Source organism: Falsiroseomonas selenitidurans (genome assembly GCF_012103215.1).
GTDB classification, from domain to species: Bacteria; Pseudomonadota; Alphaproteobacteria; order Acetobacterales; family Acetobacteraceae; genus Falsiroseomonas; species Falsiroseomonas selenitidurans.
Genome location: NZ_JAAVNE010000066.1, coordinates 1 through 24,559 on the forward strand (window position 1 = coordinate 1; position 24,559 = coordinate 24,559).

General features: G+C 72.2%; 21 protein-coding genes and 1 pseudogene. 9 read left to right on the forward strand and 13 right to left on the reverse strand.

The window, feature by feature from the left end; genetic code table 11:
* The coding region (locus tag HEQ75_RS24880; protein ID WP_168034832.1) for a hypothetical protein at positions 1-493 on the reverse strand (493 nt) is incomplete at its 3' end.
* Positions 494-585: 92 nt separating this feature from the next.
* Positions 586-2,019 carry a pyruvate kinase gene (gene pyk / locus HEQ75_RS24885; RefSeq protein WP_168034850.1) on the reverse strand — a complete coding sequence of 478 codons (1,434 nt, stop codon included), beginning with the start codon at positions 2,017-2,019 and terminating at the stop codon, positions 586-588.
* Positions 2,020-2,458: 439 nt separating this feature from the next.
* Between pyk and HEQ75_RS24890 the strand changes: the two genes are divergently transcribed.
* Positions 2,459-3,589, forward strand: coding sequence for an OmpA family protein (locus HEQ75_RS24890; RefSeq protein WP_168034833.1), 1,131 nt, complete (start codon positions 2,459-2,461; stop codon positions 3,587-3,589).
* A gap of 37 nt (positions 3,590-3,626) precedes the next feature.
* Here HEQ75_RS24890 and HEQ75_RS24895 read toward each other — a convergent pair whose 3' ends face one another.
* Positions 3,627-4,910, reverse strand: a complete 1,284-nt coding sequence (locus HEQ75_RS24895; RefSeq protein ID WP_168034834.1) for a glycerate kinase type-2 family protein — start codon at positions 4,908-4,910, stop codon at positions 3,627-3,629.
* Positions 4,911-4,988: 78 nt separating this feature from the next.
* Here HEQ75_RS24895 and HEQ75_RS24900 point away from each other — a divergent pair, with 78 nt between their 5' ends.
* The 4 genes from HEQ75_RS24900 to HEQ75_RS24915 all read left to right on the forward strand — a co-directional run bounded on the left by HEQ75_RS24900 (position 4,989) and on the right by HEQ75_RS24915 (position 6,776).
* Positions 4,989-5,294: a DUF1244 domain-containing protein gene (locus HEQ75_RS24900; RefSeq protein WP_168034835.1), complete on the forward strand. Its 306-nt coding sequence runs from the start codon at positions 4,989-4,991 to the stop codon at positions 5,292-5,294.
* A gap of 93 nt (positions 5,295-5,387) precedes the next feature.
* Positions 5,388-5,690 carry a DUF2312 domain-containing protein gene (locus HEQ75_RS24905; protein WP_168034836.1) on the forward strand — a complete coding sequence of 101 codons (303 nt, stop codon included), beginning with the start codon at positions 5,388-5,390 and terminating at the stop codon, positions 5,688-5,690.
* A 3-nt stretch (positions 5,691-5,693) separates the two neighbouring features.
* On the forward strand, positions 5,694-6,335 hold the full coding sequence (locus HEQ75_RS24910; protein ID WP_168034837.1) for a flavin reductase family protein: 642 nt from the start codon (positions 5,694-5,696) through the stop codon (positions 6,333-6,335).
* Positions 6,336-6,536: 201 nt separating this feature from the next.
* On the forward strand, positions 6,537-6,776 hold the full coding sequence (locus HEQ75_RS24915; protein ID WP_168034838.1) for a hypothetical protein: 240 nt from the start codon (positions 6,537-6,539) through the stop codon (positions 6,774-6,776).
* Between the two features lie 67 nt (positions 6,777-6,843).
* Here the strand turns inward: HEQ75_RS24915 and HEQ75_RS24920 are convergent, their stop codons facing one another.
* Positions 6,844-10,869 carry a PAS-domain containing protein gene (locus HEQ75_RS24920; RefSeq protein WP_168034839.1) on the reverse strand — a complete coding sequence of 1,342 codons (4,026 nt, stop codon included), beginning with the start codon at positions 10,867-10,869 and terminating at the stop codon, positions 6,844-6,846.
* A gap of 178 nt (positions 10,870-11,047) precedes the next feature.
* On the opposite strand from HEQ75_RS24920, the gene HEQ75_RS24925 reads away from it, so the two are divergent.
* Positions 11,048-11,785 (forward strand): response regulator, encoded by a 738-nt coding sequence (locus HEQ75_RS24925; protein WP_168034840.1) that lies wholly within the window; start codon positions 11,048-11,050, stop codon positions 11,783-11,785.
* A 149-nt stretch (positions 11,786-11,934) separates the two neighbouring features.
* Here the strand turns inward: HEQ75_RS24925 and HEQ75_RS24930 are convergent, their stop codons facing one another.
* Together HEQ75_RS24930 and cuyB are read right to left on the reverse strand one after the other, a co-directional pair.
* Positions 11,935-13,050 carry a mechanosensitive ion channel family protein gene (locus HEQ75_RS24930; RefSeq protein WP_168034841.1) on the reverse strand — a complete coding sequence of 372 codons (1,116 nt, stop codon included), beginning with the start codon at positions 13,048-13,050 and terminating at the stop codon, positions 11,935-11,937.
* A gap of 186 nt (positions 13,051-13,236) precedes the next feature.
* A complete protein-coding gene (gene cuyB, locus HEQ75_RS24935) occupies positions 13,237-13,992 on the reverse strand; it encodes a cysteate racemase (protein WP_168034842.1) in 756 nt (251 codons plus the stop codon).
* 108 nt (positions 13,993-14,100) lie between these two features.
* Between cuyB and dctP the strand changes: the two genes are divergently transcribed.
* Positions 14,101-15,027, forward strand: coding sequence for a TRAP transporter substrate-binding protein DctP (gene dctP / locus HEQ75_RS24940; protein WP_209318769.1), 927 nt, complete (start codon positions 14,101-14,103; stop codon positions 15,025-15,027).
* Here dctP and HEQ75_RS24945 read toward each other — a convergent pair whose 3' ends face one another.
* On the reverse strand, positions 15,028-15,798 hold the full coding sequence (locus HEQ75_RS24945; RefSeq protein WP_168034844.1) for a sulfite exporter TauE/SafE family protein: 771 nt from the start codon (positions 15,796-15,798) through the stop codon (positions 15,028-15,030). It lies immediately after the preceding gene.
* A 121-nt stretch (positions 15,799-15,919) separates the two neighbouring features.
* Between HEQ75_RS24945 and HEQ75_RS24950 the strand changes: the two genes are divergently transcribed.
* Positions 15,920-16,750, forward strand: a complete 831-nt coding sequence (locus tag HEQ75_RS24950; protein ID WP_328734904.1) for a sulfite exporter TauE/SafE family protein — start codon at positions 15,920-15,922, stop codon at positions 16,748-16,750.
* Between the two features lie 7 nt (positions 16,751-16,757).
* A pseudogene (locus HEQ75_RS29210) lies at positions 16,758-17,117 on the forward strand (AAA family ATPase); the annotation flags it as partial.
* Between the two features lie 145 nt (positions 17,118-17,262).
* On the opposite strand, the gene HEQ75_RS24955 reads toward HEQ75_RS29210, so the two are convergent.
* The 6 genes from HEQ75_RS24955 to HEQ75_RS24980 form a co-directional block, all read right to left on the reverse strand.
* A complete protein-coding gene (locus tag HEQ75_RS24955) occupies positions 17,263-18,966 on the reverse strand; it encodes an ABC transporter permease (protein ID WP_328734905.1) in 1,704 nt (567 codons plus the stop codon).
* Between the two features lie 20 nt (positions 18,967-18,986).
* On the reverse strand, positions 18,987-19,886 hold the full coding sequence (locus HEQ75_RS24960) for an ABC transporter substrate-binding protein (protein WP_328734906.1): 900 nt from the start codon (positions 19,884-19,886) through the stop codon (positions 18,987-18,989).
* Between the two features lie 275 nt (positions 19,887-20,161).
* Positions 20,162-20,812: a hypothetical protein gene (locus HEQ75_RS24965; protein WP_168034846.1), complete on the reverse strand. Its 651-nt coding sequence runs from the start codon at positions 20,810-20,812 to the stop codon at positions 20,162-20,164.
* A 408-nt stretch (positions 20,813-21,220) separates the two neighbouring features.
* Positions 21,221-22,528, reverse strand: a complete 1,308-nt coding sequence (gene gltA / locus HEQ75_RS24970) for a citrate synthase (RefSeq protein WP_168034847.1) — start codon at positions 22,526-22,528, stop codon at positions 21,221-21,223.
* A 146-nt stretch (positions 22,529-22,674) separates the two neighbouring features.
* Positions 22,675-23,178: a thermonuclease family protein gene (locus tag HEQ75_RS24975; protein WP_168034848.1), complete on the reverse strand. Its 504-nt coding sequence runs from the start codon at positions 23,176-23,178 to the stop codon at positions 22,675-22,677.
* 168 nt (positions 23,179-23,346) lie between these two features.
* A partial coding sequence (locus HEQ75_RS24980) for a CHAD domain-containing protein (RefSeq protein WP_168034849.1) occupies positions 23,347-24,559 on the reverse strand: 1,213 nt, incomplete at its 5' end.

Genomic DNA, 24,559 nt, shown 5'->3' on the forward strand with positions numbered 1-24,559 from the left:
GGGCTGGCGCCGGGTCTGCCGGCGCCGGGGCTGCCGACGCCGGCGGGGCCGGGGCGGGTGAGGCCGGGGCGGGCGAGGCCGGGGCGGGCGAAGTGGCGGGCGGATTCGGTGCGGCCGGCGGCGGCTCGCGCGGCACCAGGCGTTCGCGCGCATTGGCCGGGGCGCCGACGATGGTCCACTCCCCATCCATGCTGCCATCCGGGTTCAGCGTGTAGATGCCGATGCCCGGCCGCTGCGCCAGGCCATAGGCCACGGCGATGGTGCGGCCGGAGGCGAAGCCCACCCCCTCCACCGCCTGGTTGCCGATGCGCCAGCGGATGACGAAGGAGGACAGGCCCATGGTGCGGATCTGTGCCAGCCCGGTGTAGCTGGTGCCGTCCAGGTTGGTGCCGGTTACATCATACAGGCCGGGGCTTTGCGCTGCCGCCGGCGTCGCCGTCAGGCAGGGCGCCGCCAGCAGGGGCAGGGCGAAGGCGAAGCGGCGCAGGCTCATCTCGGTCCCTCCGGAATCCGGCCGCAGAGAAGGCGCCCGCGGCGCCCAGGTCAACCGCCGCCGCGCCGTCATGCCACGCGGCCGCGCCCGGCCTACTTCACGATGGCGACGCGCAGCGCGTTGGTGGTGCCAGGGGTGCCGAAGGGCACGCCTGCCGTCACCACCACCTCGTCGCCATGCTTGGCGAAGCCTTCCTGGCTGGCGGCGCGGATCGCCTTGGCGACCATGTCCGTCATCGAATGCGGCTCCACCGACATCAGCGAATGCACGCCCCAGACGCAGGCCATGCGGCGCGAGGTCTCCAGGCTGGCGGTCAGCCCCAGGATCGGGCAGTCCGGCCGTTCCCGCGCCACGCGCAGCGTGGTGGACCCGGTGCTGGTGAAGGTGGCGATCACCTCCGCCTCGATGGTGTGGGCCACCTGGCGGGCGGCGGCGGCGATGGCGCCGGCGGAGGTCTTCTCCGGCGCCGGCCGGTCGGCATCCGTGATGGTGCGCCAGCCCGGATCCTGCTCCACCCGGGCGATGATGCGGTCCATGATGTTCACCGCCTCGAAGGGGAACTGCCCGGCCGCCGTCTCGGCCGAGAGCATCACCGCATCGGCGCCGTCGAACACCGCCGTCGCCACGTCGGACGCCTCGGCCCGGGTGGGGGAGGGGGCGTTGATCATGCTTTCCAGCATCTGGGTGGCGACGACCACCGGCTTGCCCAGCAGGCGGGCGGCGCGGACGATGCGCTTCTGGATCAGCGGCACCTCCTCCGGCGGGCATTCCACGCCGAGGTCGCCGCGCGCCACCATGACGCAATCGGCCTCCGCCAGGATGGCATCCAGGTTCTCCACCGCCTGGGGCTTTTCCATCTTCACCATGATCCAGGCGCGGCCGGCGGCGATGGCCTTGGCCTCCACCACATCCTCCGGCCGCTGCACGAAGGACAGGCCGATGTATTCGACGCCCTGCGCCAGCACGAAGTCGAGGTCGATGCGGTCCTTCTCCGTCAGCGCCGGGATCGGCAGCACCACGTCGGGCACGTTCACGCCCTTGCGGTCCGACAGCGGGCCGCCCACCACCACCTGCGTCTCCAGGTGATCCTCCCGCTTGTGGGTCACGCGCAGCCGCAGCTTGCCGTCATCCAGCAGCAGCGTGGTGCCGATGCCGGCGGCGGCGATGATCTCGGGGTGGGGCAGCTGCACGCGCCGCACATCGCCCGGGGTGGGGGACAGGTCGAGGCGGAAATTCTGCCCGGTCTGCAACTGCACGCGGCCGCCCTGGAACTTGCCGACACGCAGCTTCGGGCCCTGGACGTCGGCCAGGATGCCGATCGGCCGGCCCACCTTCTCCTCCAGCGCGCGGATGACGGCGATGCGGGCGGCGTGGTCCTCGTGGCTGCCATGGCTGAAATTCAGCCGGAACACATCGGCGCCGGCGCGGAACAGCCGCTCGATCACCTCCGCCGATGAGGAGGCTGGGCCGAGGGTGGCGATGATCTTGGTACGCCGGCGCCGGCGCAGCGGGATCCGGGCAGGCATCGGGCGGAGGGTTCCTTCACGGCGCGGGGATTCGGGGGGGGCGGTCAGGTCGGGCCGGACGCTGGCCGTCGGCACGCCAAGCGCGCGCGCCACCTCCGCCACGCGGTCGTCCGGCACGCGCCGCCATTGGGAGACGGCCGCGGTGGAGATGCCAAGGGCGGTGGCAATGCGGGTGACAGCCCCGCGCTGGGTGAGGAGGGCTTCGAGGGAGGGGTCGCGCATGGCCTTACCTTATAACAAGTAAGCACACCCTGCCAAGGACCCGTTGTTGCTTAGTTAACGTAAGAGAAGAACCCAGGTGAGGCACATCTGCCACACCCGCACGCATTGATGTGGCGCCATGCCGCCTTTCCCGGGGAACCGCGTTCACCCTGGCAGGACGTCGCGGCTGGCCATGTTGGTCGGCGCGGCATGGCTGGTCCGGCCTGGAAAACGAATCATGCGCCTCAGCAAGACCCTTCTTGCCTCAACCCTGCTGCTCGCGCCGCTCGCCGCCCAGGCGCAGCAGGTGGATGGCTTCTATATCGGCGCCGGCGCCGGCGTGAACTGGCTGCAGGATGCCAATATCGCCGCCACCGGCCAGCTGGCCGACACGCTGCGCGCCCGCGGCAACGCGGTCGGCGGCGATGTCTCCTTCGACATGGGCTGGGTCGGCGTGGTCAGCCTGGGCTACGGCTTCGGCAACGGCCTGCGCGCCGAGATCGAGGGCAGCTACCGCGAGAACGAGGTGGACAGCATCAGCGGCTTCCGCGGCGCCGGCACGGTGCGGGCCAGCGGCACCGCGCGCAGCTACGGCGTGATGGCCAATGCGCTGTACGATTTCGACATCGGCGCGAATTTCGGCGGCTTCTCCTTGCTGCCCTATGTCGGCGCCGGCGCCGGCTACATCTGGCGCGAATTCGACGACGTCCGCGCCAATGTGCTGGGCGGCACCGTCAGCAGCGACGGCACCGATGGCCGGTTCGCCTACCAGGCGATCGTCGGTGCCTCCGTGCCGCTGACGCAATACGCGCCGGGCCTGGCCTTCACCGCGGAATACCGCTTCCTGGGCACCATGGAGCATGATGTCGACACCAGCTCGGGCGGTGGGTCCTTCGCCGTGGCGCGCACCGGGACCAAGAGCGAGAACTACAACCACTCCATCCTGATCGGCCTGCGCTACGCCTTCGGCCAGACGCCGCCGCCGCCGGTGGTCTCCCCGGTCGCCCCGGCGCCGGCGCCCGCCGCCGCCCCGGCCCCGGCGCGCACCTACCTGGTGTTCTTCGACTTCGATCGCGCCGATCTGACGGATCGTGCCCGGCAGATCATCAGCGAGGCGGCGCGCAACGCCACGCGCCCGGGCGTGACGCGGATCGAGGTGGCCGGCCACGCCGACCGTTCCGGCACGCCGCAGTACAACCAGCGCCTGTCCGAGCGCCGCGCCAGCGCGGTGGCGACGGAGCTGGAGCGCCAGGGCATCCAGCGCAGCAACATCAGCGTCCAGGCCTTCGGCGAGAGCCGCCCGCTGGTGCCGACCGCCGACGGGGTGCGCGAGCCGCAGAACCGCCGCGTGGAAATCGTCCTGCGCTGAGGCAGAAGGGGGAGGGGCCTCGGCCCCTCCCCACCCATCACGTCACCAGCACCGCCCGCAGATCGTTGACATTGGTCAGGGTCGGCCCGGTCACCAGCAGGTCGCCCAGCGCCTGGAACAGCGTGTAGCTGTCATGCCGGCCCAGCACCGCGCGCGGGTCCATCCCGGCCGCGCGGGCGCGGGCCAGCGTCTCCGGCGCACAGATCGCGCCGGCATTGTCCTCCGACCCGTCGATGCCGTCCGTGTCGCCCATCAGCGCCCAGATGCCCGGCGCGCCGGCCAGCGCCACGGCGCAGCCCAGCAGCGACTCGCCGTTGCGCCCGCCCCTGCCATGGCCTTCCGGCCCGATCGTCACCGTCGTCTCCCCGCCCGAGAGCAGCAGGCAGGGCGCGGGCAGGGGGTGGCCATGGGCGCGGGCGGACAGCGCCATGCCGGCCAGCACCTTGCCCAGCTCCCGCGCCTCGCCCTCCAGCGCATCGCCCAGGATCAGCGGGGCGAGGCCAAGCGAGCGGGCTTCCGCCGCCGCCGCCTCCAGCGCCAGGCGCGGCGTGGCGATGAAGCGGTAGTCGATGGTCCCCAGGCGCGGATCGCCGGGCTTCGGCGTTTCCTCCGCCGCCTTCGCCAGATGCGCCGTCACGGCATCCGGCAGCGACATCCGGTAATGCGCCACCAGCGCGCGCGCCTGCTCGAAGGTCGTGGCATCCGGCACGGTGGGGCCGGAGGCGATGGCTGCCGGGTCATCCCCCGGCACGTCCGAGATCGCCAGCGTCACCACCCGCGCCGGCGCCGCCGCCAGCGCCAGCCGCCCGCCGGAGAAGGCGGACAGGTGCCGGCGGATGCAGTTCATCTCGTGGATCGTGGCGCCGGAGGCGAGCAGCGCGCGGTTCACCGCCATCAGATCGTCCAGCGTCAGCCCCTCCGCAGGCAGGGTGGTCAGCGCCGATCCGCCACCGGAGACCAGGAACAGCACCAGGTCGCGCGGCGTGAGGCCGGAGACCGCCTCCAGCAGCCGCCGCGCGCCCGCCGCGCCGGCCGCGTCCGGCACCGGGTGGGCGGCTTCCAGCACCGCGATCCGCCGCGTCGGGTGGCCGTGGCCGTAGCGCGTGACCACGAGGCCGGACAGCGGCACCGCCGGCCAGGCGGCCTCCACCGCCGCGGCCATCACCGCGGCGGATTTGCCGGCGCCCACCACCACCACCCGGCCCTCCGCCGGCGGGTCGGGCAGGTGGCGCGCCAGCACCACGCGCGGATCCGCGCTGGCCACCGCCGCCTTGAACACCGCCGCCAGCGCCGCGCGGGCCGCCCCATCCGTCCAGGCCATCCGATCCCCCCAATTCCCACCCGCACCATGGCGAAGCCGCGCGCCATGGACCATGTATCGGGCACAAGGAGCCATGCCATGCCCGAGATCGACAAGACCACCCGGACCGAGCTGGAAGCCGCCGCCTTCCGCCGCCTGGTGGAGCATCTACGCGCCCGCACGGATGTGCAGAACATCGACATGATGAACCTGGCCGGCTTCTGCCGGAACTGCCTGTCCCGCTGGTACCGCGAGGAGGCGGAGGCGCGATCCGTGCCGCTGACCGACCCGGAGGCGCGGGAGATCGTCTATGGCATGCCCTACAAGGCATGGCAGGCGCTGCACCAGAAGGAGGCGACGGCCGAGCAGAAGGCGCAGTTCGCCGCCGCCAATCCGGGCCACTGACCCAGGCGCCGACGGGCCCCGGGCCGCTGAATTGCACCCGCCTGGGGGTGCCGCTATACGGCCGGGCCTTGCAGTACCGCCCGGAGGCCCTGGATGAGTGACGTGGACGCTGAGGCGGCGAAGGCCAGCCGGACCCGCCAGGCGGAGGACCCCGAGAGCGATGTCGGCGGCATCGCCGCCGACCGCCTGCGCTCCATCATCGAGCGGGTGGAACGGCTGGAGGAGGAGCGCAAGGCGCTCGCCGGCGACATCAAGGACATCTTCGCGGAGGCCAAGTCGGCCGGCTTCGACGTGAAGGTGATCCGCCAGATCATCTCCATCCGGAAGAAGGAGCCGGCGGAGGTGGAGGAGCAGGAGACGCTGCTCGACCTGTATCGCCGCGCGCTGGGGATGTGACGCATGTTCTATGAACCGAAGGGCGGCCGCGCCGCGCATGGCCTGCCGCACGACCCGATCAAGGCCATCGTCGCGCCGCGGCCGATCGGCTGGATTTCGACGCTGGATGCGCAGGGCCGGCCGAACCTGGCGCCCTACAGCTTCTTCAACCTGGTCAGCGGCGCCCCGCCGATCCTGGCCTTCGCCAGCGAGAGCCTGAAGCACAGCGCGGCGAATGCGATGGCGACGAAGGAATTCGTCTTCAGCCTGTCCACCCGCCCGCTGTTCGACGCGATGAACGCCTCCTCCGCCGCGCTGGAGGAGGGGGTGAACGAGTTCGAGGTGGCCGGCCTCACCATGGGCGAAAGCCGGCTGGTGCGGGCGCCGCGGGTGGCCGAAAGCCCGGCGGCGATGGAGTGCAAGGTGCTGCAATCCATCGAATTGCAGGATCTGGACGGCAAGCCCACCGGCGGCTGGCTGGTGCTGGGCGAGGTGGTCGGCATTCACATCGATGAGCGCTACCTGGTGAACGGGCGCTTCGACGCGGTGGCGGCGCAGTCCATCGCCCGCTGCGGCTATCGCGACTACGCGCAGGTGACGGAGATGTTCTCCGCGCTGCGGCCGACCGATGGCGGCGCCTATGCGCCCGGCAGCCGGGACCGGTAGCGGTCCTTTTCGTCCGGCGTAATGATCCGGGCCGACGATCCGGGGCGCCGATCGATGCGCCTGGATCGAATGATGCAGCGCATCACTTGAAGCAGGCCTCCGAAGCGTCGTATAAGCGGGTTGCCGGTTGAGAATTATTCTCAACGACTTCGCATCTGCAACCCTTTCGCATCTCCGCCATGCGGGAAGACGGGAGTGCCCATGGGCCGCGAGTTCAGCTACATCGCCCGCCGCTGCGAACGCGCCGTGGTAACCGCCTATCGGGAGCTGCGCGATTCCGGCAGCGCCGACATGGCCGCCTTCACCGCCTGCACCACCCTCTATCGGATTCATCACCCCGAATCCTCGGTGACCGAGGCGCGCCGCCTGGTCTCCGAATGGATCGACCATCACGTGGTGCAGGGCATGCAGACCGAGACCGATGGCTGCGATTGTGACTGACCTCAATTGCGAATGATTCGCAATTAGAGATGCTTCCAGGGCCCTGACTGAGCCAGCCGCCGCCCGCTCAGCCTCCGAGACCCGACCTCTCCTGCCCCGGCGGCGTCATCCCCCCCTTCGCCATGGCCGCCAGCGTGCCGCTTGCCAGCGCCGCCAGCCGCGCCCCGGCGGCCGCCGCCTGCGGCCGTCGGCCTTCGCGCGCCGCGGATTCCACCGTCGCCAGCAGATCCGCCAGCGGCCTTGCGCCGGCCATCCGCGCCGCCCCCTTCAGCCGGTGCGCGGCATTGGCCGCAGCCTCCAGATCACCCCCGGCCAGCGCCGTTTCCACCGCCTCCGCGTCGCGCACCAGCCCTTCGCGGAAGCTGGCCAGCAGCCCGGCCAGGCGCTTGGGATCGGCGCCGAACAGGCTGCGCAGCGCCTCTGGATCGAACAGCGGCGCGACATCCAGCGGCGCCGCATCCGGCGCCGCCCCTGCCAGGGCCTGGGTCGGCAGGAACCGCGCCAGGGTGCGCGACAGCAGGTCCAGCGCCAGTGGCTTGGCCAGGAAGGCATCCATGCCGGCGGCGTAGCAGCGGTCATCCTCCCCCTTCAGGGCATTGGCGGTCACCGCGATCAGCGCCGTGCGCGGGCCGCCCGGGTCGGCCATCTCGTCGCGCCGTATGGCGCGTGACATGTCGAGCCCGTCCATCACCGGCATGTGCAGGTCAACCAGCACCAGCCGGTGCCGCCGGGCGCGCCAGGCGGCCAGGCCGCGGGCGCCGTCCTCCGCCATGTCGGCCTGGCAGCCGAGCAGTTCCAGCTGGCGGGCCAGCACTTCCCGGTTCACCGGGTGGTCGTCCACCACCAGGATGCGCGGCGCCTCCGCCCCCGTGGCCGGGGCGGCCAGGGCCTGCGGCGGCTCCGCCGGCGGACGCGACTCCTCGGCCTGCACCAGGCCGAGCCGCAGCGTGACGGCAAAGCGGCTGCCGCGCCCGGGCGTGCTTTCCACCGAGACGTCGCCGCCCATCAGCTGCGCCAGCCGCCGGACGATGGACAGGCCAAGCCCGGTGCCGCCGAAGCGCCTTGTGGTGGAGGTATCGGCCTGGGCGAAGGGCTGGAACAGCCGGCCCAGCTGCTCCGGCGTCATGCCGACGCCGCTATCCTCCACCATCAGGGCGACCAGCACCGCATCCTCCACCCGGCTGGCGGAGGCGCGCAGCCGCACGAAGCCGACATCGGTGAACTTGATGGCATTGCCCACCAGGTTGAACAGGATCTGCCGCACCCGGACCGGGTCGCCGGAGACCATGTCCGGCGATTGCGGCGTCTCCGGCCCGATCGGGTCGGCGAACAGCAGCAGGCCGCGCCGCTTCGCCTCCACCGTCAGCGTGTCCACCGCGCCTTCCACCAGCCCGCGCAGGGAGAAGGGCAGCGTCTCCAGCTCCATCCGCCCGGCCTCGATCTTCGAGAAGTCGAGCAGGTCGTCGATGATCCGCAGCAGCGACCCGGCGGAATCGCGGATCACCGCGATGCAGCGGTCCTGCGCCGGGCCGGGCGGCGTGCGTTCCAGCACCTCCAGCATGCCCAGCACGCCGTTCATCGGCGTGCGGATCTCGTGGCTCATCGCCGCCAGGAAGGCGGATTTGGCGCGGTTCGCCCCTTCCGCGGCATCCCGCGCCGCGGCCAGCGCGCTTTCCACCCGCTTGCGCTCGGTGATGTCCATGTAGGTGCGGACGGCGCCGCCATCCTCCATGTTGCGCGCGTGCACCTCCACCACCGTGCCGTCGCGGCGGGCGCGCTCGTAGCGTTCCTCGTTCAGCGCCTCCCCGGCGATGGCGCGGCGGGCTTCCTCCAGCCGGTGGAGGGAGCCGTCATAGTCGCCGCGGGCGTGCTGGAAGGCGACCAGTTCGGGGAAGGGCACGCCGGGCTGCGCCAGATGCGGCGGCAGGGCCAGGATTTCCGCCGCGCGGCGGTTCATCACCCGCACCCGCCGGTCAGGCGCCACCATGATGAGGCCCTGGCTCATGTGCTCGATGGTGGCCGCCAGCGCCGCGCCGGTGGCCCGCGCCTCGTCCCGCGCCGCCGCCAGGGCGGCTTCCTGGCGCTTGCGTTCGGTCGCATCGGTCAGGGTGCGCACGGTGCGGCCATCCGGCAGGCGGACGGATTCCACCTCCAGCACCGAGCCGTCCCGCCGCCGCCGTTCGAAATGGCCCACCGGCAGCGGCGCGCCATCCACCACGGCCTGGGCGTCGCTGGCGGATTCGGTGCCGTCGTCATACTCGCCGCTGTCGATCTGCCAGGCGATGATGGCCTCCGCCGGCGTGCCTTCGCGGGTCAGCGCCGCCGGCAGGCGCAGCAGTTCCGCGGCGCGGCGGTTGATCACCTGCACGCGGCGGTCCGGCGAGAACATCACCAGCCCCTGGCTCATGTTGTCGATGGTGGCGGACAGCGCCGCCTCCGCCGCGCGCGCCATGTCGCGCGCCTGGCGCAGCTCCGCCTCCCGCGCCTGCAGGCGGGTGATGTTGCGGTAGGTGGACAGCACGCTGCCATCGGCCAGCTTCTGCCGGGTCAGTTCCAGCCAGTCGCCACTCGGCGCCTGGCGGATGTCGGGCTCCCCGCTCGGGTGCAGGATGCGCTGGACCCGCGAGTCCAGCAGCGCCTCCTCCGCCGGGCCGGGGGCGGGCGGCGGGCCGTAATCGCCGCGCCGGATCATCATGCGCAGGATCTCGCGGCCATCGGCGCCCGGGCGCGCCAGGTCGGCCGGGATGCCGTAATAGCCGGCCAGCTCCCGGTTCAGCAGCCGCACACGCAGGTCGGCGCTCCACAGCACCAGCCCGTCATGCATCGCATCCAGCACCAGCTCATGCGTCTCGCGCGCCGCCTGCAGCTCCTGCTCCCGCGCCTTCAGCGCGGAGATGTCGTGGTAGATGACCAGCGCGCCGCCATCCGGGGTGGGGACGGAGGATGCCTCGATCCACTCGCCGCGCGCCCCGCGCACCACCTGCGGTGGGCCGCCGGGCTGCCGTGCCAGCGCCAGGCGGGCCTCGACCAGCTTCTCGAAGGCGGCCGGGTCCTCCGGCACCGGGCCGAAATCGCCGCGGCGCAGGCGGAACCGCATGGCGTCCACGGCCGAGGCGCCGGGGGTGCCGAGTTCCGGCGGCAGGTCGAACAGGTGCGAGGCGGCGCGGTTGCCGAGCCGGAAGGTGAGGTCCTGCTCCATCAGCACCACGCCGTCCGGCATGCTGTCCAGGATCAGCTGGTACATGGCGCGCGCCGCCGCCAGTTCCTGTTCGCGCTGCTTCAGGCTGGTGATGTCGCGGTACATCAGCACCGCGCCGCCGGCCTCCACCGGGATGGTCTTCACCTCCAGCCACATGCCGGACGGCGTCTGCCGCACATAGGAGACGCCGCCCGGCCGGGTCAGCAGGGCGGCGCGGCGGGCGATGCGGGCTTCCAGCTCCGCCTCCGATTCGGGCGGCGGGCCGAATTCGCCGCGCCGATCCTGGTAGCGCATCACGTCCAGCACATCGGCGCCCTGCACCGCCATATGCGCCGGAAATTCACCGACGCGCAGCGTCTCCCGGTTCCAGAAGCGCAGCTTCAGCGCGGCATCCCACATCACCACGCCGTCGGTCATGTGGTCGAAGACCGTCTGCAGCACGGTCCGCGCCGCCGCGTGCTGTTCCTCCTGCCGCTTGAAGTCGGTGACCTCGGTGCCCGAGAGCACCATGCCGCGCGCCAGCCGGCGCAGATGCAGACGGAACCAGCTGCCGTCGGGGGCGCACCAATCCAGCGTGCGGCCGGGCTCGCCCGGTGCGGGCAGCCAGCTGGCAGGGTCCTCGGGGGCGGCGAAGCCCGGGTTCAGCGCCGCCCCGGCGGCACCGATCGCCGCCAGCAGCGCGTCCATGTCGCCGGGCGGCTCGCCGGTCATGGCCCCCGGCATGGTCTCCTGCGCGGCCGGCAGCAGGCGGGCCAGACCGGCATTGGCGGAGACCAGGCGACCATCGGCGCCGGACATGGCAAAGGGGCCGGCAAGCGTCGCCAGCGCTTCCGCCTGCAGCGCGGCAAGCTCATCCGCCGGCAGCGAGTCGGCGGGTCGGACCAGATGGAGCATCACGCCATGGTGCCTGATTTTGCGGCGGCTTGTGTTTCGCCGCAGGGGGCGGTTTGTTTCACTTGTTTCGCCCCGCCGGGCCGGAGAAGGGCGCTTCGCCGCCGGATCCTCCGCGCCCGACCTTTGACGCGGGCGCGCGAGTGTCTGTAACTGCGGCCACGACCACAGGGGGCCAGGCATGGCGGGCGGCACGATCAATCTTCTCGTGGTGGAAGACGACCCGTTCCAGCGGGAGACCATCTGCGCCTACCTGGCCGGCCAGGGCTTCACGGTGGAGGGCGTGGCGGATGGCCGGGCCTGCCGCGCCGCGGTGGCGGCCGGCCTGCCGGATGCGGCGCTGCTGGATGTCGGCCTGCCGGGCGGCGAGGACGGCTTCGCGCTGGCGCGCTGGCTGCGCGGCCAGTCGGGCCTGCTCGGCATCATCATGCTGACGGCGGCGGGGGATCTGGTGGACCGGGTGGTCGGCCTCGAATCCGGCGCGGATGACTACATCACCAAGCCGTTCGAGCCGCGCGAATTGCTGGCCCGTATCCGCGCCGTGATGCGCCGCGCCGGGGCGGAAGGCGCCGCCCAGGCGGCGAAGCCGGAGGTGCTGGCGCCCGGCAAGGCGCGCATCGGCGGCGCCGTGCTGGACCTGAAGCGCGGCCTGCTGGTGACGGCGGAGGGGCGGGAGGACACGCTGACGGAAGGGGAGTTCACCCTGCTGAAGCTGTTCGTGGAACACCCCAACCGCGCGCTGCACCGCGACTGGCTGCTGGAGCGCACCTCGGGCGAGGAGGAGCCGGAGGCCTTCGACCGCGCCATCGACCTGCGCATCATGCGGCTGCGCCGCAAGGTGGAGCGCAACCCGACCCGGCCCATGGCCATCCGCACCGTGCGCGGCGTGGGCTACCTGTTCGACCCGGAGGCGGTCTAGCGGCGTTGCACCGCAAGCGAAGACGGTGAAACGGCTCCAGCTCATTGTTTCAACGCTTCTTCCGAATCGCCTTGCGAAGCCGCAAGGCTTGAAAATGCTCCGGGCAGGCTGCGTTGGCTTGAACGCGGCATGCGCCAGCCGCAGCCCGCTCAGGCTGCCGCCGCGATGCGTGCTCCCTCGGGCCGGCCTTCGCTGGCGATCTCGGTGCGGCCGCGCGGCAGGGCGTGCGGGTAGTCCCGCTGCAGGAAGGCGATCATCTTCTCCCGCACCTCGCAGCGCAGGTCGAAGGTGCGGCCGGCATTGCTGGCGCTGACCAGCATCCGCACCTCCATCGTCTCCGCCCGCAGTTCCGTCACCTGCATGTTCACCACGCGCCGGTCCCAAAGGGGCGAGGCCGCGGCGATCTCGCTGAGCTTGCGCCGCATGGCGTCCACCGGCGCCGTGTAGTCCACATGCAGCATGGCGGTGCCGATGAGCGAGGAGCTTTCGCGCGTCCAGTTCTGGAAGGGATGCTCCAGGAAGTAGCTCAGCGGCAGCACCATCCGCCGCCAATCCCACAGCCGGATGACGACGTAGGTGGAGGTCACCTCCTCCACATTGCCCCATTCGCCTTCCACGATCACCGCATCCTCCAGCCGGATCGGCTGGGTGACGGCCAGCTGGATGCCGGCCACCAGGTTCTTCAGCACCGGCTGCAGCGCCAGGCCCAGCACCAGGCCGGCGGCACCGGCGGAAGCCAGCAGCGAGACGCCGTATTGCCGCACCCCGTCGAAGGTCATCAGCGCCGCGGCGATGGTGACGATGACGATCAGCCAGCCGGCCATGCGCTGGAGGATACGTGACTGCGTGGTGTGCTTGCGCGCCAGCAGATTGTCCTCGGAATCCAGCTTGAACTTCCGGAGGTAGATGGTGGTCCAGATGTGCAGCGTGGTGCGCAGCACCCATCCCACCAGGGCGATGAAGGCCACCAGCAGCACATGGCGCAGCGCATCCGCCTGCCCGCCAGTCAGCGGCGCGATGGCGGCAGCGAAGGCGAGGCCGATGATGATCATCGCCAGCCGCGTCGGCCCTTCCGTCCGCTGCATCAGCGACCGCCAGAACAGGTCCCGGTCCTCCACCAGGCGGGTGCCGATGCGGAACAGCACCCGGTGCGCCAGCACCGCCAGCGCGACGCCGGCAGCCAGGATCAGCAGGCTGAGCAGCCAGGAGGGAATCCAGTAGAGCGTCGCGACGAATCGCCGCGCGCCGAGTGTGATGGTGTCCAAGGGCACCTCCCGGATGGAGCAGGCGCGGCCGGCGTGGCGGCGCGCCGAAGCGCGGCGAGGGTTCCCGCCGCACCCGTGGTGTTAATGCTGCATCGCGATGAAGGTTGCCTGCGGCGTGCCGCCTGCAGTGAAGGAAACGGCGGGGCGGCCGAGGATTCTCCAGCAAAACACTGAAAAAGATACTTTCTATGCCAGGCCGGCCGGGGTGGCGCTGCCGCTCTGCGAAAGCGACCGCCCCGCCCAGGCGATCGCCGCCCGCGCCAACCCGTCGATGGTGTCGCAGACCGGGAAGGGCAGGGCCGGGCCGGCGGCGATGCCGAGCGGAATTTCCGTGCAGCCCAGCACCACCGCCCGCGCCCCGCGCACCACCAACCGCTGCGCCGCCTCGGCCAGCGGTTCATAGGCGGCGGTGATGCGATTGGCCTTCACCTCGGCGATGCCGGGGCTGACCAGCGTTGCCATCTCCGCCGCCTCCGGCACCAGGCAGGTCCAGCCCCGTGCCTCGAGCCTCGCCTGGTACAGCCGCATCGCCAGGGTCCCGGCGGTGCCCATCACCCCGATCGGGCCGGGCGCGACGCCGAGCCGGCGCAACTCCGCCTCCGCCGCATCGACGATGTGCAGGATGGGCAGCGGGGTTGCCGCCTGCATGCCCTCGATCCAGCCATGCGCGGTGTTGCAGGGGATGGCGATGGCGCCGCAGCCGGCGGCCTGCAGCCCGGCGATGCCGCGCAGCAGGGCTGGCAGCGGGTCCTCCCCGCCGGCGATGCGAGCCGCGGTGCGGTCCGGCACCCGCGGGTCGGACCAGAGCACGGCGGGGATGTGGTCCTGGTCCCGCGCGGCGTCCGTCAGCAGGGTCAGGCGCAGCATGAACTGGGCGGAGGCCAGCGGCCCCATGCCGCCCAGCACGCCCAGCATGGGTGCACCGATACGTGTCGCCGCCATCGCCCCACCCCGCCCTATGCTGGCCTGCCCCTGGAGTCGCCCCCGATGCGCCGCCGCAGCCTGATCGCCCTTGCCGCAACCCTTCCCATGGCTGCGCCAGCGCAGACAATGCCCCCGCTGGCGACGCCGCGACAGGGGGCGGGGCAGTGGATCGCCGCCACCGAATACCCCGCCGGCGCCATGCCCGCCGAGGGCCTGGCCCGGCTGGCGGAAGCCGCCCTGCCGCTGCCGATCACGCCGCGCTTCGATGCGCCGGACGGGGTGCGCTCCGCGCAGATGCCGCGCGCCGTGGCGGAAGGCCGGTTTGCCATCGGCGATGCCTTCGCCGGCGCGCTGGGGGAGGCTGCTCCCGTCTTCCTGCTGTCCTCGCTGCCCTTCCTGGCGACCTCGGCGGCGGAGGCGAGGAAGCTGCTGGCCGCTGCCCGCCCGGCCTATGCCGCGGCGCTGGAGACGCTGGGCGTGGCCCTGCTGCACTGCACCCCCTGGCCGCCCACCGGCCTCTGGTCGCGCAACCCGGTGACCTCGCCCGAGGATCTGCGCGGCCTGCGCGTGCGCACCTATGACAGCACGGGCACGGAGACGCTGAAGGCGCTGGGCGCGGCGGCGGAGCGGATGAGCTTCCAGGCGGTGGCCGCGGGCCTGGCCAATGGCTCGCTGGATGCGGTGCTGTCCTCCGGCGATGGCGGCGCGGGGCGGCGGCTGTGGGAACATCTGCCGCATTTCTGCGAGATCGGCTACGCCATGCCGGTCAGCCTGGCCTTCGCTGATCCCGCCCGGCTGGCGGCGCTGGACGAGGCGCAGCGCGCGGCGCTGGAAGCCGCGGTGGTGCGGACCGAGGCCGGGCTGTGGACGCTGCTGGAAACCCGCAACGCCGCCAACCAGGCGCGCATGCGGCAGAACGGCGTCACCATCGAGGCGCCCAGCCCGGCGCTGCTCTCCGCGCTGAAGGCCGCGGGGGCGACGGCGGTGGCGGCGTGGGAAGCCAAGGCCGGCACGGCGGGCGGCGAGATCCTGGCCGCCTATCGCGCCGCCTGATCAGGCCAGGCCGGCCAGCCCGTCCCACACCAGCTTGGCGCCGGTCACCGCCAGCATGGCGTAGACGATGCGGTAGAAGACCCGGTCGCTCATCCGCGACTGCAGCCAGATGCCCAGCCGCACGCCGAGCGGGGCGAGTGGCAGCAGCACCAGGCTGGTGAGCAGGTTGGTGGCCGAAAGCTGGCCGAGCAGGGCGTAGGGGATGAGCTTCACGTAGTTCATCACCGCGAAGAACACCACGGTGGTGGCCGCCAGCGTCGCCCGGTCCATCCGCAGCGGGTACAGGTACACCGCCAGCGGCGGCCCGCCGGCATGGGCGATGGTGCTGGTCAGGCCGGACACCATGCCCCAGAAGCCGCCCCGCGCCCGGCTGGGCGTGGCGGGGGCCGGCGCGGCGCGACCGGGGCGGGCCTGCCACAGGCTGCGTGCCAGGAAGGCCAGCGCGATGCCGCCCACCATCAGCTTCACCGCCGCATCGTTCAGCAGCCCGAAGACGGCGGCACCGGCGGCGATCCCCAGCAGCCCGCCGGGCAGGATGATGCGCAGCTGATCCATGCTCCAGCGCCCCCACCAGGCGCGGATCGAGGAGATATCCATGGCGCACAGCACCGGCAGGGCGATGCCGGCGGCCTGCGGCGCCGGCACGATCAGCGCCATCAGCGGTACCGCCACATTGCCGGCGCCGGAGGCGAAGCCGCCCTTGCTGATGCCGGTCAGCACGAAGGCGGGCGCGGCGAGCACCCAGAACCAGGGATCGGCGATGATCGGCAAGGGGGGGTTCCGGGATGACGCGGTGAGAGGCGGGGTGTATGGCACGGCTCCCGCCATCCCGCACGCGGCACCACCGCGCGCCATTCCCCAAGCCCGATTCCCCAAGCGAAGGTGCCGCCCGATGGAGCATATGACCGACCCGATGTGGCTGGCGGGTCTTGCCATTGCCATGGCGATCACCGGGCTGATCTCCGGCACCCTGGCAGGGCTGCTCGGCGTCGGCGGCGGCATCGTCATCGTGCCGGTGCTGTTCAACGTCTTCCCGCTGTTCGGCATTCCGGAGGCGGTGCAGATGAAGCTGGCGGTCGGCACCTCGCTGGCCACCATCATCCCCACCAGCATCCAGTCGGCCCGAAAGCACTTCGCCAAGGGCACCATGGACGTGCCGCTGCTGAAATCCCTCGCCCCCTCCATCTGCCTCGGCGTGCTGCTCGGCACCGTGCTGGCGATCTGGCTGAAGGGGGAGGCGCTGACGGCCGTCTTCGCCCTCGTCGCCATCCTGGTGGCGTTGAACATGGGCTTCACCGGCGTGGAGTGGAAGCTGCGGGACAGCTTCCCGACCGGCCTGCTGCGGCACGGGCTCGGCGGCTTCATCGGCGCGATCAGCGCCATGATGGGCATCGGCGGCGGCACGGTCGGCGTGCCGATCCTGTCCATGTTCGGCGCGCCGATCCGCGGCGCGGTGGCCACCGCCAGCGTCTTCGGCATCATCATCTCGATCCCTGCCACCATCGGCTTCATCTGGGGCGGCTGGGACGACCCGCTGCTGCCGCCGCTGAGCCTTGGCTACGCCAACCTGATCGGCTTCGCGCTGATCGTGCCGAGTTCCATGCTCGCCGCCCCCTGGGGCGTGCACCTGGCGCACACCATCCCGCCGCTGGTGCTGAAGCGCGCCTTCGCGCTGTTCCTGTTCCTGACCGCGCTGCGCATGGTCTATTCGCTGACGGTGTGAGGCGGCCATGCAGGCCGGCGCCGTCATCGTCCTGAACGGCCCGGTCGGCGTGGGCAAGACGGTGCTCGGGCGGATGCTGGCGCAGCGGCTGGGCGGCGCCTTCCTCGACAGCGACGCGCTGCGCGACCCGGCGAAGAGCTGGGTGGAGGAGGTGCTGGCGGTGATCGACCGGCTGGTCGCCGCCAGGTTGCCGCTGCTGCGCCGCCACCGCCTGCTGGTCATCGCCAAGCCGCTGCGGGCGCGGGACTGGGCGGTGCTGCGCCAGCGCTTCGCGGTGCGCGGCGCCTCCGCGCTCTGCGTCACCCTGGCCGCGACGCCGGAGGCGATCCTGGCGCCGGGGCGCGGCCGCACCTTCAGCCCGGCGGAGGCCGCGCGGGTGCGTGCCATGGTGGCGCAGGGCTATGCGGACCGGCCATTCAGCGATCTGGTCCTGCGCAGCGATGCGGCGCCGCTGGCGGAGACGGCGGAAGATCTTGCCGAGGCCTGCCGGGCGCTGCTGGCGGCGCGCGGCTTCAAGGCCGCCAGGGCAGCGTCCCGGGCGGCAGCCGGCGTGCCGCCAGCGTGGCCAGCGCCATCAGCGCCGCGACCAGCAGCAGGGCGAGGCAGGACACCGCCGCGGCGAGGGGGCCTTGGCCGCTTTCCTGCAGGCTGAACACCAGCACGCCGAGCGTCTGCGTGCCGGGGCCGTAGAGCAGCGAGGAGACGGTGACCTCGTTCACCGCGGTCAGCGCCACCAGGATGCCGCCGGCGGTCAGCGCCGGCGCCAGCGGCGGCAGGTGCACCGACCACAGCCTGCGCCAGGCGCCGGCCCCCATGCCACGCGCCGCATCCTCCAGCAGCGGGTCCAGCCGCGCCGCCGCCGCCGCCACCGGCCGCAGCGCCAGCGCCTGGAAGCGGGTGAGGTAGGCGAACAGGATCACGGCCAGCGAGCCATAAAGCGCGGTGCCGCCGGGCAGCGACAGCACCACCAGGATGGCGGCGACGCCGGTGCAGGCGCCGGGCAGCGCATAGGGCAGGTCCACCGTGGTCGCCGCCAGCCGCACCGGCCGCAGCCGCAGCGACAGCGCCAGCGGCAGCGCCGCGGCGGCCAGCAGCAGCGCCGCGCCGCCCGAGAGCAGCAGGGAATTGGCGAAGGCGCGCCCGGTCTGCGCATCCGGCGCGATGGCGGCCAGGAAGTGCCGGCTGGTGGCCGTCGCCGGGCCGAGTTCCATGCCCACCGCCGGCACCAGCGCGGCCGCCAGCAGGGCCAGCAGCGGCACCAGCAGCACGCCGCCGAGATAGGCCAGCACCGCCGCCAGCCCGAGCAGCCGCGCCAGGCCGGCCAGGGGCAGGGCCGCATAGAGCAGGCGGCCGGAGGCCGGCGCCCGCCGCGCCGCGCGCGCCTGCAGCAGCAGCGCCGGGGCGGCCAGCGCCGCCAGCAGCAGCGCCAGCGCCGCCGCCTGCGCCAGCGTCGCGCTGCCGCCGGTGGACAGGCGCTGCCAGATCAGCACGCTCAGCACCGGCACCCGCGCCGGGATGCCGATCAGCGCGCCGACGCCGAAATTGCCCAGCGCGGCGATGAAGGCCAGCCCGCCGCCGGCCAGCAGCCCGGGGGCCAGCAGCGGCCAGACGGCGCGGCGCAGCGCGGCCTCCGGCGTTGCCCCCAGGCCGCGCGCCGCCAGCACCACTTCGCCTGGCACGCGGCGCAGCAGGGCGGCCAGCGCCAGCATCACCAGCGGCGCCGCCTGCACGCCGAGCAGCAGCGCCATGCCCCAGGCGGAATAGACCCGGTTCGGCGTGCCGAGCGGCGGCGCCAGGCCAAGCGCCAGCAGCAGCGGGGAGGAGGGGCCGCCGGCCTGGATCCAGCCCAGCGCCATCACCTGCGGCGGCACCAGCAGCGGCAGGATGGCGAGAAAGATGAGCAGGCGGCGCCCCGGCAGGCCGCGCAGCAGCAAGGCCCAGGCGAGCGCCGCGCCGGCGGCGGTGGCCAGCGCCGCTGCGGCGGCCGAGATGGCCAGGGAATTGCCCGCCGCCCGCCAGACGGCGGGATCGGCAATGGCCGAGGCCAGCGCGCTGCCAGCGGCCGCTTCCGCCAGCAGCCGTGCCAGCGGCACCGCGCCGATCAGCAGCAGCCAGGCCAGGGCCAGGGCCGCGGGGGCCAGGCCACCGACCGGCGGCGGGCCGGCAAACCAGCGCGGCCTGGCCGGGAAGCCCGCCCGGCCATACCCCAGGGACACGCGCGGTTCGGTGGCCGGGTTCAGCCGCCAGCCAGCGCCGCGAAGCGCCGCAGGATCGCCGCCTGCTCCGCCGCCGCGCGGGCGGCGTCAAGCGGCATCACCTTGATCGACTTCGGGTCGGGGAAGCCGGCGGGCGGCGCGACGTCCGGGTCGATCGGCAGGAAGCCCTGGCGGGAGGCCAACTGCTGGCCCTCGCGGGAGAGCAGGAAGTCGATGAAGGCAATGGCCGCCGGAACGTTGCGCGCGGTGGAGAGGATGCCGGCCGGTTCCGTGATGGCGGAGACGCCATCCTCGGGGAAGACGAAGCGCACGGGGGCGCCCTTCGCGGCCTCGCGGATCGGCAGGTAGTCGATGGCGATGCCGAAGGCGCGCTCGCCGCCGGCGACGGCCTGCATCACCGGGCCATTGCCGCCACGGGCCTGGATGCCGGCCTGCACCAGGCGCTCGACATAGGACCAGCCCAGCGCCGGGTTCTGCACCAGCGCCGTGACATGGATGGCGGCGGCGCCGGAGACGGCCGGCGACGGCATGGCCACCTGGTTGCGCGCCCGCGCATCCAGCAGGTCTTCCCAGCGCTTCGGCACGAAGGGGGCGCGCAGGTGATGCACGATGCCGGTGGTGATCAGCTTGGTGGCGAAATAGCCGCGCTGCGCATCCACCTGGCCGGCCGGCGTGTTGCCCAACTGCACCTCAGGGCTCGGCCGCAGCCGGCCCTCGCCGCGCAGCCCCTCGAAGGTCAGGCTGTCGGCCACCAGCAGCACGTCCGGCCGCGGCGCGCCGGCGGCGATCTCGGCGCGCAGGCGGGTCATGATCTGGCCGGTGCCGGCGCGGATCCATTCCACGGTCACGCCCGGGTGGCGGGCACGAAAGGCTTCCACGGTCTGCGCCGCATCGGGCTCCAGCTGCGACGTATAGAGCACCAGGGGGCCGGAAATGCCCTGGGCGAGGGCCGGTGCGGAAAGCCCGCGTGCCGCCGCAAGCCCAGCCGCAGCCAAGCCGAGAGTCCGCCTGTGAAGTGCCATGGTGCTTCGTCTCTCCTGCAACAGCGCCGATCTAGAGCGGGCGGGGCGGGGTGGGCAGGGGGGATCCGTGAAATTCCCATGGCGGTTGCTTCGGCGGGACGGGCCTTTCCCCGCCCTTCCCGCCGGCCCCACCCGCCGGCCGAGCCCCGGCGGCCACCCGGGCGGCGGGCTGCTCAGGGAGGGGTCATGAAGTTCGCGGTGGCGCTGGCCCGGCCGATGAGGGAGCGCATCTCCGGCGCCTCGTGCCCGTCCTTCGCGGTCAGCGCTTCCATCGGGCAGAAATACTCATGCGGCTGCGGCATCTGCGACTTGGCGAAGCCGAGGTAGTGGCGCGCCTTCAGCCCGTAGAGCACCCGCACGTCGCGCACCGGCAGCACCAGCGGTTCCGTCGGCATCGCCCGCAGCAGGCGGATCAGGCGCCAGCGCGGCGTGCGGTCCTCCGGCCCCGCGCTGTCCAGCATCCAGCGCAGCGGGCACACCACGAGCAGCGAGGAGGTGGAGGGGGCGAAGCGGGCCCGCTTGTCCTGCAGATTGGCGATCGAGCCGCACGCCTCGATGCACAGGATGTCCGCGTAGCGGTCCGCCGGGTCCGGGCTGAAATGCAGCCAGAGCCCGTCCGGGATGGTGCGGTAGGTGTTGGTGCCAGGCAGCTTCAGGAAGGGCTGCGCCGCCACCGTCGGCTCCCCCGGCCGACCGCGCAGCCAGGTGCCTGGCTGCTTCGGCGTCATCACCGCGCCCGGCGGGCGCTGCGGCCAGCTCCGCAGCCGGGTGCGCACCAATTCATCGAGTTCCTTGCCGGAACCCAGCGGCAGAGATTCGCTCATTTGGTTTATGTCCCCTGTGGATATCAACTCTGCGTAGATAGATTCCCTGAAATCTGCACCGTTTCAAGGCAAAAATGCAGGTTTGGTTAAGAAAATGCGCGCTCGGGTTGCATGACACCGCATGTTGCACGGAATCCGCCTGAAGGTGCTCCTCTGTGCGACGTAAGCGAGAAGTGATGGCGCGACTGCAATCATGAAATTTTCCACAGGGATTCAATTGCTTGCCGCACTGCCGCAATTGCCGCGGCTGGAACTGTTCCTGGCCGGAACGAGTGCCGGGGCGGCCGGCGACGCTGCAACGCAAAACGCCCCGCGGCCAGGCCGCGGGGCGTTTGGTGGGCTCGGTGGGGGGCAGCCTGGCGCCGCCAGCCGCCCGTCGTCAGGCGCCTGCGATCAGCGCACCCGCAGTCAGGCGCGCTGGGCGACCGCGACGTAGTCGCGGCGATCCGGGCCGGTGTAGATCTGGCGCGGGCGGCCGATGCGCTGCGTCGGATCCTCGATCATTTCCTTCCACTGGCTGACCCAGCCCACCGTGCGCGCCACGGCGAAGATCACCGTGAACATGCTGGTGGGGATGCCCATCGCCTTCAGGATGATGCCCGAGTAGAAATCGACGTTCGGATAGAGCTTGCGGGAGACGAAATACTCGTCCTCCAGCGCCACCTTCTCCAGCGCCATGGCGAGGTCGAGCAGCGGCTCGTCCTTGATGCCGAGCTCGGCCAGCACCTCGTGGCAGCTCTGCTGCATGATCTTCGCCCGCGGGTCGAAGTTCTTGTACACGCGGTGGCCGAAGCCCATCAGCTTCACGCCGGAGTTCTTGTCCTTCACCTTGGCGATGAAGTCGGGGATGTTGTCGACATGGCCGATCTCGGCCAGCATCTTCAGCACCGCCTCGTTCGCGCCGCCATGCGCCGGGCCCCAGAGCGCGGCGATGCCGGCGGCGATGCAGGCGAAGGGGTTGGCGCCGGTGGAGCCGGCCAGCCGCACGGTCGACGTGCTGGCATTCTGCTCATGGTCCGCATGCAGGACCAGGATGCGGTCCATCGCCTTGGCCAGGGTGTTCGAGACCTTGTATTCCTCGGCCGGCACGGAATTCAGCATGTGCAGGAAGTTGGCCGCGTAGCCCAGGTCGTTGCGCGGGTACACGAAGGGCTGGCCCTGGCTGTACTTGTAGGCCATGGCGGCGATGGTCGGCACCTTCGCGATCAGGCGGAAGGCGGCGATCTCGCGCTGGTGCGCGTCGTTGATGTCGAGGTTGTCGTGGTAGAAGGCGGCCAGCGCGCCGACCACGCCGCACATGATCGCCATCGGGTGCGCGTCGCGGCGGAACCCGTTGAAGAAGTTGCGGATCTGCTCGTGGACCATGGTGTGATACGTCACACCCTTGCGGAACTTCGCCAGCTGCGCCTCGGTCGGCAGCTCGCCGTTCATCAGCAGGTAGCAGACCTCGATGAAGTCGGAATTCTCGGCCAGCTGGTCGATCGGGTAGCCGCGATACAGCAGCACGCCCTCATCGCCGTCGATGTAGGTGATCTGGCTCTCGCAGCTCGCGGTCTCGCCATAGCCGGGGTCGAAGGTGAAGACGCCGAGATCCGCGTAGAGCTTGCGGATGTCCACGACGTCCGGGCCGACCGTGCCCTTCAGGACGGGCAGGCTGGTACTGCGATTGGAGCCGTCGAGGGTAAAAGTGACGGACCCGTTGGCCGTGACGGTCATGGCTTGCTTCCTCGCAGGCGGGGGGCCGGTGCCGCTCGTCGGGCTCGCGGCGCCGTTATGGTGCGCCGCAAGATTGAGGCCTGTTGCCCCGCTTGGCAATGTGCTCCGCATCAAACCGGGGTGCCGCCATCGCCGGACGCATGAGGTCAGTTGCGGCGGCGCCAAGCATCCGGCCGGGTGAAGCTGCCGGCCCACAGGCCGCGACCGGCGGTGCGGGCCGCCGCTTCCACCGCCAGCATCCCGGAATCATCCTCGTCATAGGCCAGCGCCCAGCCGGCGGTGACCAGGCCGTGGTTGAGCTCCGCGCCGCCGGCGGTGCAGCGGCCGAGACCACGGCCATAGCGGTCCCGCCCATGCACCCGGCACAGCACGGACCGCCCATTGACCAGCCGCGAGAGCGCTTCCGCCGCCGCCGCGCCGCAGTCGAACCAGCGCCCGGCGGCATCGCTGCAGGACTGGCCGCGTTCCGGGGCATCGATGCCGGACAGGCGCAGGGTGCGGTCGCCGAGCCGCAGCGTGTCGCCATCCACAACGCGCACTTCCGCCGCCAGGGCGGACCAATCCTGTTCCCGGGGGGCGGAGCCCATCAGGTCCGGCGGCAGGCCGATGCCGGACAGGCCAGCGACGATCAGCGCGGCCGACAGGGCCACGAGGGGGCCGCGCCAGCGGCGCGGGGCGGGGGCGGGGCGAAAGATGCGGCGGCGTCGGAACACGGTGCTTTGGCGCTGCTCTGGAGGGGGCACCCAACGGGTAACCCATGCGCCAAGCACCGCGCAACCCATTCATTTTTCCTAAATTTTTCGCGAAGAACGCGCGCTTCAGCCTTGATTCCAGAAGGCTTCGGTCGCCAGCATCGTGGCCCAGGCTTTCTCCGCGCGCGCCCTGGCGCGGCGCGAACGCGCCAGCACCCAGCCTTCCGCCACGCCCGCGGCCCAGGCGCCGGGACCCTGCGCCTCGCTCTCAACCAGCGCGCGAGCCACGCTCGCGTCATTCGCCAGGCCGAATTGCTCCTGCATTTCCGCCAGCCTTTCCAGGAAGCGGCGCGTGCGCTTGCGCGGGAACAGCGGCGCGAACAGCTCCGCCAGGTAGCGCAGCCGCTTGCCGTCCAGGCGCAGCGCGTGGAACTCGGCATCCGGCAGATGCGCGATCTCCTCCCCCACCCGGGTCAGGCGGCGCCAGGCCTTGGACAGCAGCAGCGCCGCCAGCGCCTCGAGCGTCGCGGCACGGCGGGCCTCCGCCGCCTCCTCCGCCTCGTCCTGCCAGGGGCGCAGCGCGTCCAGCGCCACCGCGTCCCACAGCAGCAGCCGGTGCTCCGGGCTGGCCAGCAGCTGGCGCAGCGCGGCATAGGCCGCCTCCCGATGCCGGGCGCCGGCTTGCAGCAGGGCGGCGATCCGCGGCTCCCCGGGCAGCGCCTCGGCCAGTTCCGCACCCAGGCCGGACAGGAACACATCCCAGTCCCGCGCCGGCCCCAGGGTGCGGGCCAGCGCCTTCAGCCCCTGGTCGAAATGCCGCAGATCCGGGCCATCCGCCGCCCGGCGGAACGCCTTGAGGGCGGAGCGCAGGCGGCGCAGCGCGACGCGCATCTGGTGCACGCCCACCGGATGCTCGCCGCTTTCGGCGATCGTCTCATGCCACAGCAGCACTTCCACCAGATGGCCGAGCAGCAGGCGCAGCGCCTCCTCCACCGCCATGCCCGGCTGCAGCCGGGGCGCGCCCAGGCGACGCGGGCGCGGGGCATCGCCCGGGCCGCCGCCCTGGCTGCCGTTCCCCTGCGCCAGGGCGCGGGCCTGCTCCGCCAGGCTGCAGCGCGGCGGGCGCAGCGGCAGCGCGGTGGCGAGCGCCCGGATGGTCTCGACCACTGCCTCGACCGGGCCGGACAGCAGCAGCCGCGCCACCGGCTCCTCGGCCGAGGCACTGCGCAGCTTGCCGTGCAGCAGCACCGCCTCCACCCCGCCGGCCAGCGGCAGCGCAAAGCGGCGGCCGCCGAAGCCGGCCATCGGCACCAGCGGCGCGCCGCCGGCTTCCGCCGGC